We start from the raw sequence: 13,481 nt of genomic DNA, 5'->3' as shown, positions 1-13,481 counted from the left end.
CACCAACCCGCCGCCGGTACGGCACAATAGAACGAACAACAAGTGGCCCTGTTTTCAAATGGCACTAATGGCCCTGTTTTGGGTTGGCGTTAACACACGCGCAGCCGGGGTCCAATTTCCATGGGATCCCTGACCGGTCCAGATCGATCAGTTTTGTGCCGTCCATGCCAAGAGCGGTGACAGCGGCAAGGCGCTTGTCCAGCCGCATGAGGACGGAAAAGTGGGTGTAGGGGAGCAGGACGGACTCGACGCCGTCCACGGCCGGAATGCCAACCGGGACACCCAAGAACTGTTCGTCGAACCCGGGACGTCCGGAAAGATCCTCAACATTCAACACATGCTGAACTGCGGGGGTTCATCCATCGGCAGACCGTATCAGTGCCCGGCGACAGAAGCACGGGCGCATCCTGATTTTGCTTCCGGCGTCCCGGCTCAGCAGCCTGCGTTGTCTTGGGGGCAACCTCCAGGGCAGTCAGGATTCCGCGGATCCGGAATAGTGGGGGAGCTGTCAGTTTGGGTAGTCGCCTGCTGCATGTTTTAGCTCTGCCGATGAGGGTTGGGGTATGCGGGGGACAGCGCTGGACCCGTTGCCGGTCAGTCGTGGGTGGGTTCGCCGGTGACTTTATGGTCGGCATGGTTCAGGCCTTCGTTTATTAAACGGGTCAGGTGCCCGTCCGTGAGGCTATAAATGACTCGGCGGCTGTCCTTTTGGGTGGTGACGAGGCCGCTGAAGCGCAGTTTGGCCAAATGTTGGCTGACCGAGGTGCGGGAGGCTCCGGTCTGCTCCACCAGCGTGCCGACGTCGGAGGGTTCCTGGGCCAGGAGCCAAAGCAGGTGTAATCGGGTGGTGTCCGAAAGCATCCGGAACGTGGCTGTGGCCGCGTCCAGTCGGCGGGAATCCGGCGCGGCGGGGTGGTGAAGGCTGGCGGCCGGAAGGGGTTGTGCGTTTTCCACCGGCTCAGCCTTTCATGGTCTCCGGTACGGGGCCGGTCCTTGTTCCTGCGGGCCAGAATCGGAACGCGGCAAGTGTACTGATTGTAGCTACGACGGCCAGAACGGCGGCTGCCACCGGCTGGCCTGCCGTGGCACCAACCCAGCCCGCTATCGGGTAAGTGATGATGAAACAGGCGTGGGAGAGGGAGAACTGGGCGGTGAAGATGTAGGAGCGGGTGCTGTCGGTTGCCGCCCGGCGCAGGAGACGGGCTGAGGGGGTGTTGATCATCGAGGTCCCGGCCCCAAGTACCACCCACAGGCCCAGCAATACCGGCCAGGTCCCCGGCACGGCCAGCAGGGCGAACGCCCCGGCCAGGCCGGCGGAGAGCAGCACCGCGCCGGCACGCATGAGGACCCGGTCCGACACCCGGTCCAGGATCCTGGGGGCGGTCAGCGCGACGAGCATCGACCCCGCACCGAAGCAGGCCAGGGCGACCGCGACGTCGGCGTTGGAACCGCCGAACATATCTCGGGCGTAGACGACGGTGTTCACCAGCACCAGGGCGGTCGCGGCAGCGACCGCAAGATTCAGGGCCATCAGGGCCCGAAGTTCAGGAAGGCGGGCAAAGATCCGTGTGCCCAGGGTAGTCCGGTGCCACAACGTCCCTTCCTGCTTCGCAACCGGCGCCGCAGGAAGACGGGTGGTGACCACGAGGGCTGCGGAGAGCAGGAACCCGGCTACGGTCCCGAGGAACAGATCATGGAAGGACAGCACGGCCAGCAGCGCTGCGGCCAGGGCGGGGCTGACCAACGACTCCAGGTCGTACGCCAAACGCGAGAGGGAAAGGGCCCGGGTGTACTGGCGCTCATCAGGGAGGATGACCGGAATCAGGGACTGGAACGCCGGGGTAAACGTAGCCGAGGCGCTCTGCAGCAAGAACACCAGGACATAGATCTGCCACGCCTGGTCCACCAGTGGCAGCATCAATGCGATACCGGCGCGGATCAGGTCCGCCCCGACCAGTACCGCCTTTTTCGGCAGCCGCTCCACGAGCGCCGCCATCAACGGAGCAACGAACACATAGGCGAGCATCTTGATCGTCAGTGCCGTCCCCAGAACCGCACCGGCCTGCCCACCGGCCAAATCAAAAGCCAGCAGACCCAGCGCAACCGTCAGCAGCCCGGTGCCCAGCAGGGCCACGACCTGGGCCGAAAGCAGCTTTCGGTAGGCCGGAACGGCCAGAACTTCAATCAAAATGACTCCTCGGGACCATCACAGATGCATCAACAGGTGCGTACATGCGCACTTATTAGATTAGTGGACGTCCCCTCTGGTCGGAAACGGCGCACAATCCGGGCCGCAATGCACGGTGAGGGCTCGTTCCCATGGCGAGATCGGGTGAACGGTGTCGTGATACAGAATTGCTTGAATACATCGGGCGCTGTACTTTGAAGGTATGGAAACGCTCACGCATGCTCCGGTGCTGGCGCGGTTCGGCTACGCAGTCTCTGACCACACCCGCGCCCGGATTCTCTTGGTCTTGGCGGAAGCGCCCGCTTACCCGTCGGATTTGGCTGATTCCCTGGGCGTGTCCCGGCAGAGCATCTCCAACCACTTGACGTGTCTTCGCGGCTGCGGCCTCGTCGTGGCTGTTCCGGACGGACGGCGGACGCGGTACGAGCTCGCCGATGCCCGGCTGGGCCATGCGATCGGTGACCTGCTCGGCGTCGTGCTGGCGGTGGACCCGGACTGCTGCGCGCCGGACGGGACGTGTCTGGTATGAGTACCTCCCAGCTCGCGCCCGCCCCGGTCCGGCGCGCCGTTCTGAGCCGCCGGATCCGGCTTTTCGCTGCCGCGACCATCAGCTACAACGTTATCGAGGCGGTAGTCGCGCTGTGGGCGGGCGGAGTGGCCGACTCCTCAGCCCTGATCGGTTTCGGACTGGACTCGGTGATCGAGGTTGCTTCCGCCGTCGCACTGTCCTGGCAGTTCGCCAGCAAGGACCCGGAACGGCGCGAGCACCTGACCTTGCGGCTCATCGCGATCTCCTTCTTCGCCCTCGCCGCCTTCGTCACCTTCGACTCCGTGACCTCACTGGCGGGCGGCCGCGAAGCGCAGCACTCCACACCGGGCATCATCATCGCGGCACTGAGCCTGGCCATCATGCCTGTGCTGTCCTGGCTGCAGCGCCGCGCCGGACGGGAGCTCGGATCCCGGACCGCCGTTGCGGACTCCAAACAGACACTGCTCTGCACCTACCTCTCCGCCGTACTGCTGCTCGGGCTGGTATTGAACAGCATGCTGGGCTGGTGGTGGGCCGACGCCGGCGCGGCACTGGTCATCGCCGTGATCGCCGTCCGCGAAGGCATCAGCGCGTGGAGAGGCGACGTGTGCTGCACCGTCCCGCACGCCGCCGAGGCGAACGGCGCCGCAGCTACGGCCCCGGCGGCAACGCCCGCCGACAGCTGCTGCGAGGGCTGTGCTCACGTTCCAGAACTGACAGTCGTGACTCTCGGCCCGGACCTGGGCCGCGGGAACTCCTGACCCATGGACTTTGAACTACGCACAATCCCGGGCTGCCCAAACAGCGATCCGGCTTTGGAGCTGTTCCGGGAGGTTCTTGCCGCAGAAGGAAAGGACAAGGAACCCCTGAGCGTGCGTGAGGTGGTCTCGGATACCGAGGCCGAAGACCTCCGGTTCCACGGTTCGCTCTCCTTCACCGCGAACGGGGGCGACCTGTTTCCGGCGGAAACCGCCCCGGCCCTGAGCTGCCGCCTCTACGACACCGGGCGCGATGTGGCGGGACTGCCCGTCCTCGAGTCCCTGCGCGCAGCGATCCGCAGCCTAGATTCCCAAAAGTGACCTCTCAGCGCCGCCATCCCACCGACCCACACACCCCGGAGACACACCCATGAGCGGTCACGACCACGACCACGGCACGGCCGCGGCGGGCAATCGGCGCAAATTGATTCTAGTGTTCGCCATCACCTTCACCGTGATGGTCGCGGAGATCGTCGGCTCGGTTCTCACCGGCAGCCTGGCGCTTCTGGCCGATGCCGGCCACATGTTCACGGACTCGACCGGGCTGCTGATCGCCCTGATCGCCGCCTCACTGGCCCTGAAACCGGCCACGGCCAAACGGACGTGGGGGTACAAGCGCGCAGAGATCATCGCCGCGGCCGGGCAGACTGCCCTGCTGCTGGGCGTCTGCGGCTTCGTCATCATCGAGGGCATCCGCCGCCTGATCGAGCCCCCCGAAGTCGGCGGGTCAACGATGCTGTGGTTCGGCATCATCGGCCTGGCCGGCAACGCCGTCGGGCTGATCGTTCTGGCCTCGGGCCGGAACCATAACTTCAACATGAAGGCCGCCTTCCTGGAGGTGCTCAACGACGCCCTCGGCTCCGTCGCCGTCATCGTGGCCGCCATCATCATCGCCTTCACCGGATGGGTCCAGGCCGACGCCGTCGTGTCCATCCTGATCGGCGTCCTGATCATCCCCCGCACGCTGAAGCTGCTCCGGGACACCGTGAACGTGCTGATGGAAAATGCCCCCCAAGGCTTGGACATGGCCCAGGTTCGCGAGCAAATCCTTGCCGTGCCGCACGTCATCGACGTCCATGACCTGCACGCGTCCCTGGTCGCCTCGGGCACAGCTGTCCTTTCCGCCCACGTCACCGTCGAAGATACCTGCATGACCGACGGCCACGCTGCCGCCCTCCTGGCTGACCTGCAGAAATGCGTGGCCGAGCACTTCGACGTCAGCGTCGAACACTCCACCTTCCAGATCGAACCAGCCGCCCATCGCGACCAGGAAAGCATCCACCACTGATGACACAAACCACGACAGCCCCCGCACCACCGGACCCGGCCAAAAAGATCCGCTTGGTCCTCTGGATCCTCCTGGGCGTCATCGTTGCCGCCGGCCTGATCTGGTACGCCGTCTTCACCGCCACCAAAGTCGCCCAACCCCCGCCCCAACCGGTCGCCGACGCGCAGCTGGTCCGCGAGGACAGCCACCGCGTTACCGCGCCCGTGACGGAGAAAGCCCAACTGGTCGAGTTCCTGGACTTCGAATGTGAATCCTGTCTGGCAGCGCAGCCGCTCGTGGAGGACCTGAAGAAGGAATTCGGTGACCGGATCACCTTCGTCACCCGCTATTTCCCGCTTCCCGGTCACCGGAACTCCGGAACGGCGGCCCTGGCCGTGGAAGCCGCCGCGCAGCAGGGCAAGTACGAGCAGATGTACACCAAAATGTTCGACACCCAGCCGCAATGGGGCGAAAAGCAGGACTCCCAGGCACCTCTATTCAGAACCTACGCGCAGGAACTGGGCCTGGACTTGGCCAAGTACGACGCGGCCGTGGCGGACGAAAAAACTATTGACCGGATCCGTAAAGACGTCGCCGACGGCAAAGCGCTCGGAGTGACCGGTACTCCGACCTTCTTCCTCGATGGCAGAAAACTGACACTCAGTACCGAGGCGGACTTCCGGCAGAAACTCACCGACGCCGCCAAGTAGGCGTCGTTCCCGGCCAAGCGGCAGCCCGAGCCGACCTGCAAGAGCCGGTACCTGTGATGCGGATCTGCAGCCCAGTCCCACCTCTTTCGTGAAAGAACAACACCCTATGCGCGCACGATTCTCTTTCAAGACCCGCCTCCGCCTGGCAGCCATCGCGGCGATCCTGATCCCCGTTGCCACGGCCGCCTCCCCGGCCCTGGCGCACGACTCGCTCTCAGCAACCAGCCCGGCCTCGGACGCAGTGCTCATCCACACCCCGGAATCCGTGTCCCTGACACTGTCCGAGCCGCTGGCCGACTCCAAGAACCCGAACTTCAGCATCATCACCGTCACCGACGGCGCCGGCAAGACCGTCGGTGACGGCACCGTGACCGTCCCCGGCCCGACGCTGTCGACCAAGCTTGCCGGGGGAGACCCCGGAACCTATAAGGTGCTGTGGCGGACGGTCTCCTCCGACGGGCACCCGATCGAGGGAAACTACACCTTCACCGTCCAGACTCCGGCCGGACAAACGACCACCCCTTACCGGCCGCTGGCCCCGGCCGGGAACCGCTAAGCCACCGCCGCCATGGACCTCCGCCTCATCTCCCGGGTGCTGTTCCTGCGGGCCGTATGGCGGAGACGGGACCACCGGGACGCGGCCCGGATCACGGCTCATCAGGACCAAGCCTCGCGGGAGCTGCGCCACGCAGCCTACGCTGGCTCCGAGTTCTACCGGCGCCATCACGCCGGCCTGCACGATGCCCCTGCGGAACAGCTGCCGGCCGTGACAAAAGCAGACCTGATGGCCCACTTGGACAAAGCTGTCACGACAGCGGGGTGCGTATTGGATGGCGGTCCAGTGCAACTCACATACGAAGTGATCGCCAATTTCTGCACACCATGGGCAGTGCGTCTCCAGCGCCGGAATTGCACCTGCTCGATTCGGCAAAAACGAGGGAACCGGTCATGCGGCCAGGGGCAGATCGGACCATGAAGGGATGAAGGGAGGTGGATTCGGTATGCAGAGCCTGGAGACTCAATGCGACGTGCGGGCGTGCCCGGACGTCCGTACCGAGCGCGTGCAGAAGCCCCTTGCAGCCGAGATTAAAATTCACCAGCAGGTCAGGTCTTTCAGGGCAAAGAAGCACCGCACCCTGTCCATGCGGGTGCGGCAGTTTGGGGGGAGGCCTTTGTGGGGAAAATGGGGGCGTGGACAGTGTCCACACATTCGGCGTCGGACTGGGCCGTACCGGTGCCGGACTGGGCCGGATTCCGTATGTTTCGGCGGGAGTCCAGTGTTTGCAAGGGCTGGAACCCGGTTCGAGTCCCACCTCGGGCACAGTGTTTCCGCAGTTCAGCGGCCTTTTATGTGTTTTTTCGTGTGCACATTGTGCACACTCTCGCCTCTGATCTGATGTTCCGGGTGTGTGGGGTCCCGGAACGGCCTATTCGGTTGTGCAGGGGAGCGGCTCTCTAAGGCGGACCGCGTGCCGCCCTGCAGGGTCCCTTATGGGTGTTCATCCTCGTTAGTCCTTCCGTCGGGTTTTCGCGTTCACTACTTCATGGTGGCTGGGGCCGCATACGACGTGACTTGCTGATTATTCTTTTAATCGACCTGAGGCTTGCGTGCGGTCCGGGATTTCCGCCCAGATACCTGCTCATGCAGGAATGCGGCGGGAACGGCATGACATGGCAATCGATCCGGAGCAGATCTTGAACTCGCTGAGCTATCTCTCATCAGTAGGCACCTCAGGGCGTGGGGCAGATACAGCCGCGGCTTAAATCCTCACTGGATGGCTTCCTCCATTCAGGCCGCCTATGCCCATCCCGGGTGGGGTATGGCAGGTTTGGGACCTAACATATCGCCGGTTAGGCGTTCCCCAGGTGTGATGCAGCTGCAGGCGACACAACGGTGCCCGCCTCATTGGGGAAGCTCCGGTCAAATAGTGGTTGACCGGAGCTTCGCGTCGTGATGCCTCGCCGAACCTTGAGATTCCCTAGGAACGCGCGGCTTCTTCTTGAATTGGTATTCAACAGACCGGTCGGCGGCCGACCTAAGGTGACTCGTACGCTTAGGTGCTGGTCGTTCCGCAGATGCGTGAGGTAAAGCGCCGGGGTGGTCTGGCTGGGCGTGACGATGCCACGGCTGCGACTGCCTAGGAGCAGGCGCGCGCATTTGCCCACGGCCAGGTCAACGTAGGCCAGCAGTTGGACCGGCTCGCCGTCGCGGCGCAACATCGTTAATCGCCCAGTCCCCGCCCTTGCTCCGCTCGAGCAGAACTAGTACAAGAGCCGCCTCCAAGGGGCGGACATGCTGGCTAAGGTGCAGTTGGACGATGCCCAGCTGCCGGCGGCACGGTCGAGGTGCAATTTCTCGACGACCACAGGAAGGCGATCAATAAAAGGATTTACATAGCTTATTTATATGATTTTCCAATTAGTTAAGGACTGATTATTTATTGGACGGTATTGAAAGGAGATGAGATCTTAGAAGTGATCTCCATGACAAGTTGCAAAGGCGGCCTCCAGAGATAACCGCGAGTACTAGGCAGAACAGAGTTTCGAAGTGACAGAAAAGCTGGCTATGAGCAAGCAAAACTGGCCTCCGCGGCCTGAAGGCACCAACTGGGACGATTTTGGCGCGGACGATAACCTTGGCCGGTTGAATCTGCTCACTCCCGAAAAAAGAACCCACAAAGGCTTGGCTTTCGTACTTAGCTTGCCCTTGCACCTCAGGGGCACCGGACTGAAAGCGAACCGCCTGCCTCCGGCGACCCGGCCGAACCTGCGCCAGGGGCATGTGAACTTTAGCTCTAGCTTGGGCGTATTGAACGCCATCCCTGCCGTGTTGAACCTGCGGTACCCCACCTCGCTTAATTGGCTCGTCCACGCGGTTACCTGTTTAACGCCAACGGTGACGGTATGGCAGGGGTCGCCTACTACAACCGCGTTCGGGCGGACATCGAGGTTACCTTCTCAGCGATGCCCGCCAGCTACTACCTCGTGCCGTCAGGTATCGACGCAGACCGGGGGGACATCCTCCAGTGGCTGCAGCCGGGGCCGGAACGCCAGCCCGCACCCGAACCAGCCACCCCAGAAGCAACCAGTATCCGTCCACGGAACCCAAAAGGACCTGTTATGACAACCACTGCAACTGCCCGCACCACTGTTGACTCCGATTACTTCAGCCTTGATGACGAGTTGGCGCCCGAGGAGTTGGCAATCCGCGACAAAGTCCGCCGGTTCGCCGAAGATCGCGTCCTTCCCGTCATCAATGATTACTGGGAGCGTGCGGAGTTCCCCGACGAGCTGCTGCCTGGCCTCGCGGAGCTCGGCATTATCGGGACCTATATCGAGGGATATGGATGTCCGGGGATGAGCCGCAAGGGCGCGGGAATGGTCGCGCGCGAGATGGCGCGGGCCGACGGGAGCATCAACACCTTCCTTGGGGTCCATTCGAACCTTTGCATGGGTGCGTTGTACATGCTGGGCAACGAAGAACAGCGGCTGCGCTGGCTGCCGGCTATGGCCAGGCTTGTAAAGACGGGGGCGTTTGCCTTAACTGAGCCGGATCATGGGTCCGACACGGTGGCGCTGGAAACCAGCGCCCGCCGCGAGGGAGACATGTGGATCATTGACGGCCACAAACGCTGGATCGGCAACGGCCACGCGGCCGATGTCGTGGTCCTGTTCGCCCGAAACACGGAGGACGGGAAGGTCAACGCCTTCGTCGTGGAAAAGGAAGCAGACGGCAACCACCCGGAGGGCTACAGCCCCACCGTCATTACGGGCAAGATCGGAAAGCGCGCTATCCTCCAGGCCGACATCGTCATCGAGAATATGCGGATCCCGGAAGCCAACCGGCTGGAGAATTGCAGGTCCTTCGCCGACGTCTCCCGGGTCCTGCAGGCAACCCGCGGGGGCGCCGCGTGGGAAGCAGTCGGCCACGCAATGGCCTGCTTCGAGATCGCAGCCGACTATGCCGCCAAGCGGGTTCAGTTCGGTAATCCGATCGCTAGTTACCAGCTGGTCCAGCACCGGCTGGCCAATATGCTCAGCGAGCTGACCGCCATGCAACTGATGGTCAACCGCATGGCTGAACTGGCCGAGAAGGGCATGCTGACCAACGCCATGGCATCCATGGTCAAGATGTCAACGTCCCAGAAGGGCAAATGGATCTGCAACGAGGCGCGTGAACTCCTCGCAGGCAACGGCCTGCTGCTCGAGAACCATGTCGCCCGCCACCTGACCGATATGGAGGTGGTGTCTACCTACGAGGGCACCGACTCCATCCAGGCCCTGCTGGTCGGCCGCGACATCACGGGCGTCTCCGCCTTCCGCTGACCGCGGCAACGCGCCCTGCACCGGCGCACCCTCTTCCCCACCTGAATTCACTAAAGGAGCTTTTCCATGACCGAAGCATTCCTCATCGGCGGGGCACGCACACCTGTCGGTCGTTACGGCGGCGCCCTGAGCACCGTCCGCCCGGATGATCTGGCTGCAATAGCGGTTCGGGCCGCCGTCGAACGCGCCGGAATTGATCCCTCAGTCATCGACGAGGTGATCCTCGGCAACGCCAACGGCGCAGGCGAGGAGAACCGCAACGTCGCCCGCATGGCCTGGCTGCTCGCCGGTTTCCCGGACACCGTCCCGGGCATCACCGTTAACCGGCTGTGCGCCTCCGGCCTGAGCGCCATCATCATGGCCTCGCACATGGTTAAGGCAGGCGCCGCGGATATTGTGGTCGCAGGCGGCGTCGAGTCCATGTCGCGGGCTCCCTGGGTCATGGAAAAACCGGACAAAGCCTTCGCCAAACCGGGTGCCGTCGTTGACACCTCCATTGGCTGGCGCTTCCCAAACCCGGCCTTCCTGTCCGGGGAACTCTCCCGTGATGGCAAGGCCACCTACTCCATGCCGGAAACCGCAGAGGAGGTGGCGCGCGCCTACAACATCTCCCGTGAGGACTGCGACGAGTTTGCGGTCCGCTCCCACGAGCGTGCCCTCGCCGCGATCGCGGCCGGACGCTTTGTCGACGAGATCGTCCCCGTGACGATCAGGGGCCGCAAGGGCGCCGAAACCACCGTGGATACTGATGAAGGGCCGCGCTCTGGAACGTCCGCGGACGTCCTCGCCGGCCTGCGCCCGGTGGTCAAGGGTGGCAACGTGGTCACCGCTGGCAACGCTTCGACGCTCAACGACGGCGCCTCGGCGATCATCGTCGCGTCCCAGGCAGCCGTGCAGAAGTACGGGCTCACTCCCCGCGCCCGCATCCTCGACGGCGCTTCCGCTGGTGTCCCCCAGGAAATCATGGGCATCGGTCCGGTCCCGGCCACCCGCAAAGTCCTGGACCGTGCGGGCGTCGCGGCAGGCGACCTCGCCGCCGTCGAGCTTAACGAGGCTTTCGCCTCTCAGGCCCTGGCGTGCATGCGCGAACTGAAGCTGGAACCCAGCATCGTCAACAACGACGGCGGCGCGATCGCCCTCGGCCACCCGCTCGGCTCCTCCGGGTCCCGTCTAGTCATCACCCTGCTAGGGCGCCTCGAACGCGAAGCCGCGCAGGGCCGCAAGCTCGGCCTCGCCACCATGTGCGTCGGCGTCGGGCAGGGCACCGCGCTGCTGCTGGAAGGTATCTGATGACCGAGGTAATATACGACGCCGGTACGCGACTGGATCCCTCGGGTTTCGTGACGCTGTTGGTTGAGGAGCGCGGGGACCGTTTGGCGGTCCGGCTGCATCGGCCCGGGGTGAAAAATGCCATCGACCAGGCAATGGTGAATGAGCTACACGCGGTGTGCTCGCACCTTGAGCGCACCCCGAAGATTCTGCTTCTCGCCGGAACGCCCGGCAACCCCGAAACGGGGGCCAAGGCCGTGTTCGCGTCCGGTGCCGACATAGCGCAACTGCGCGAACGACGCCGTGACGATGCCCTGGCGGGGATCAACTCCGGCGTCTTCGACCGGATCGCCAAGCTGCCGATGCCGGTCATTGCCGCGCTGGACGGGTTTGCGCTCGGTGGCGGGGCGGAACTGGCGTATGCGGCTGATTTCCGCATCGGCACACCGGCACTGCGGATGGGTAATCCCGAGGTAAACCTGGGCATCCTGGCCGCGGCCGGTGCCACCTGGCGGCTTAAGGAGCTCGTCGGTGAGGCGGTTGCCAAGCAGGTCCTGCTCGCCGGCAAGATTCTAACGGGTGAGGAGTGCCTCGCCGTCGGGCTGGTCACCGACATCGTGGAGCCGGGCGCGTTGATGGATTCAGTGCACGCCTTGGCGGACGCCATCGCGGCACAGGATCCACTGGCAGTCCGCCTGACCAAGGCAGTGTTCAACACTCCGCGGGAAGTCCATCCCGTCATCGACACCCTGGCCCAGAGCATACTCTTCGAGTCCCAGGCCAAGTTCGATCGCATGCAGGCGTTCCTCGACAGGAAGAAAAAGTAGATGAATCTTCCAGTAGCGCCATCCGGTCACTCCGTGCCGATCCCCTCCGGCTTGCCCTCGCGCGTTGGCGTCCTCGGTGGGGGCCGCATGGGCGCGGGCATCGCCCACGCGTTCCTCGTCAAGGGGGTAGACGTAGTGGTGGTCGAACGTGACCACGCGTCCGCGCAGGCAGGGCGGGAGCGGGTCGAATTATCCGCGGGAAAGTCGGTCGAACGTGACCCCCACAGTGGCAACCTCGCTGAGATGGTTTCCCGCCTGACCGTTTCCGTAGACTACGCGGACTTTAGGGACCGTGAGCTGGTGGTGGAAGCCGTACCCGAGGACTGGGCTCTAAAGGTCGCAGCGCTCCGCAGTGTCGAGGAGCAACTGAGCCCCGGCTCGCTGCTGGCCTCGAACACGTCCTCCCTCTCGGTGTCCGGGCTGTCGGAGGAGCTGAAGCGTCCGCAGGACTTTCTGGGGATGCACTTCTTCAACCCGGTGCCCGCCTCCACCCTGATCGAGGTGGTCATCGGCAAGCAGACCCGCCCCGAGCTCGTAGAGCAGGCCCGCAGCTGGGTCCAAGGACTCGGCAAGACTGCCGTCGTGGTCAATGACGCCCCGGGTTTCGCGTCATCCCGGCTTGGGGTCGCGATTGCCTTGGAGGCGATGCGCATGGTCGAAGAGTGCGTTGCCTCAGTTGAGGACATCGACAACGCAATGGTTCTTGGTTATAAGCACCCCACGGGCCCGCTGCGCACCACCGACATCGTTGGCCTGGATGTTCGCCTAGGCATCGCTGAATACCTCCAGGAAACACTTGGTGAGCGGTTTGCACCACCACAGATACTGCGCGAAAAGGTGGCGCGCGGCGAACTCGGCCGCAAAACCGGCAAGGGCTTCTTTGACTGGAACTGATTGGGCAGAAAATAGGGAACGCTCTTCGCCGCCGGAGGGGTTTCCTTCTCCTGCAAAGCACTCGTTTCGCTGAAGATCCGCTCCGCAGCGACCGAGCCTTGAGGATCGCCCGTCCGACGTCACTAAGCAGAAGCTCATACTGGACGTCGGGGTGTCGCTCATCCGGGGGTCCGTGAAGGTGGTCAAGCGTTCGGGATGTCCGCGCGGGCTGCAGCGAGTCTTGCCGAATGCTCTTTGGTCGCGCCGGCGGCCTGGCCGCAGTGAGCGTTCGCGGGCGTGTGGAAGCTCTTCCGGAGTGCTAGTGGTTATGGTTGTCCCAGTTCACGAAGCCTCTGATAGATGTTCTTGCATCGTGGACTGAGACGACGCGTTCGGGGAATTTGGTTATCGACCATCATGTGTAGCTGAAGTACTTGCCCCTGACCGGGCCGTCCAGGATCTCGGCGCCGACCGCCGACCGCCAATCGCCCCACCGACCCCGAACGCACAACCAGATCCGCCAGCGTGAAGCCCTCGGTTACTTCGCCAGGATCACACGCGCAATCCCACAGTCATTGTGCCTTCGTTCGAATAAGTGGCAACCTGACCATGCGGTTCCATAGATAAGAATATAGTTCTAATGAGATAAGGAATTAGTATTTGAAAATTCTAAATTGCACTGGAAAGGTGGAGGAAGCAAAAGGTTTGCGGTGGTGACACTGGGGTCCCTAAAC

At 63.5% G+C, this 13,481-nt stretch carries 13 protein-coding genes; 10 read left to right on the top strand and 3 right to left on the bottom strand.

Features of this window, described 5'->3' with window-relative positions; genetic code table 11:
• Positions 1–64: 64 nt before the first annotated feature.
• The 3 genes from RCH15_RS17695 to RCH15_RS17685 all read right to left on the bottom strand — a co-directional run bounded on the left by RCH15_RS17695 (position 65) and on the right by RCH15_RS17685 (position 2,188).
• Entirely contained in the window at positions 65–337 is a 273-nt protein-coding gene (locus RCH15_RS17695; RefSeq protein ID WP_326961961.1) for a hypothetical protein, read from the bottom strand.
• Between the two features lie 257 nt (positions 338–594).
• A complete protein-coding gene (locus tag RCH15_RS17690) occupies positions 595–954 on the bottom strand; it encodes an ArsR/SmtB family transcription factor (RefSeq protein WP_326961960.1) in 360 nt (119 codons plus the stop codon).
• A gap of 4 nt (positions 955–958) precedes the next feature.
• Positions 959–2,188: an MFS transporter gene (locus tag RCH15_RS17685; protein ID WP_326961959.1), complete on the bottom strand. Its 1,230-nt coding sequence runs from the start codon at positions 2,186–2,188 to the stop codon at positions 959–961.
• Positions 2,189–2,390: 202 nt separating this feature from the next.
• Here RCH15_RS17685 and RCH15_RS17680 point away from each other — a divergent pair, with 202 nt between their 5' ends.
• The 10 genes from RCH15_RS17680 (at position 2,391) to RCH15_RS17635 (ending at position 12,768) form a co-directional block, all read left to right on the top strand.
• The gene (locus RCH15_RS17680) at positions 2,391–2,717 is read left to right on the top strand and encodes an ArsR/SmtB family transcription factor (RefSeq protein ID WP_326961958.1); all 327 of its coding nucleotides are present in this window, start codon (positions 2,391–2,393) and stop codon (positions 2,715–2,717) included.
• A complete protein-coding gene (locus RCH15_RS17675) occupies positions 2,714–3,478 on the top strand; it encodes a cation diffusion facilitator family transporter (protein WP_326961957.1) in 765 nt (254 codons plus the stop codon). The genes RCH15_RS17680 and RCH15_RS17675 overlap by 4 nt, the downstream gene beginning before the upstream one ends.
• Positions 3,479–3,481: 3 nt before the next feature.
• Positions 3,482–3,796, top strand: a complete 315-nt coding sequence (locus tag RCH15_RS17670; protein ID WP_326961956.1) for a hypothetical protein — start codon at positions 3,482–3,484, stop codon at positions 3,794–3,796.
• 49 nt (positions 3,797–3,845) lie between these two features.
• The gene (locus RCH15_RS17665; protein ID WP_326961955.1) at positions 3,846–4,763 is read left to right on the top strand and encodes a cation diffusion facilitator family transporter; all 918 of its coding nucleotides are present in this window, start codon (positions 3,846–3,848) and stop codon (positions 4,761–4,763) included.
• Positions 4,763–5,452, top strand: a complete 690-nt coding sequence (locus tag RCH15_RS17660) for a DsbA family protein (RefSeq protein WP_326961954.1) — start codon at positions 4,763–4,765, stop codon at positions 5,450–5,452. The genes RCH15_RS17665 and RCH15_RS17660 overlap by 1 nt, the downstream gene beginning before the upstream one ends.
• Positions 5,453–5,558: 106 nt before the next feature.
• Positions 5,559–6,008: a copper resistance CopC family protein gene (locus RCH15_RS17655; RefSeq protein ID WP_326961953.1), complete on the top strand. Its 450-nt coding sequence runs from the start codon at positions 5,559–5,561 to the stop codon at positions 6,006–6,008.
• Between the two features lie 2,564 nt (positions 6,009–8,572).
• The gene (locus RCH15_RS17650; RefSeq protein ID WP_326961952.1) at positions 8,573–9,778 is read left to right on the top strand and encodes an acyl-CoA dehydrogenase family protein; all 1,206 of its coding nucleotides are present in this window, start codon (positions 8,573–8,575) and stop codon (positions 9,776–9,778) included.
• 66 nt (positions 9,779–9,844) lie between these two features.
• Positions 9,845–11,068 carry a thiolase family protein gene (locus RCH15_RS17645; RefSeq protein ID WP_326961951.1) on the top strand — a complete coding sequence of 408 codons (1,224 nt, stop codon included), beginning with the start codon at positions 9,845–9,847 and terminating at the stop codon, positions 11,066–11,068.
• Positions 11,068–11,874, top strand: a complete 807-nt coding sequence (locus RCH15_RS17640) for an enoyl-CoA hydratase/isomerase family protein (RefSeq protein ID WP_326961950.1) — start codon at positions 11,068–11,070, stop codon at positions 11,872–11,874. The genes RCH15_RS17645 and RCH15_RS17640 overlap by 1 nt, the downstream gene beginning before the upstream one ends.
• On the top strand, positions 11,875–12,768 hold the full coding sequence (locus RCH15_RS17635; RefSeq protein ID WP_326961949.1) for a 3-hydroxyacyl-CoA dehydrogenase family protein: 894 nt from the start codon (positions 11,875–11,877) through the stop codon (positions 12,766–12,768).
• Positions 12,769–13,481 lie beyond the last annotated feature (713 nt).

This window comes from Arthrobacter sp. MP_M4, from assembly GCF_035984855.1.
Taxonomy (GTDB): Bacteria; Actinomycetota; Actinomycetes; order Actinomycetales; family Micrococcaceae; genus Arthrobacter.
Note: the sequence above shows the minus strand (reverse complement) of the source record. Positions and strands in the feature narration are given on the sequence as shown.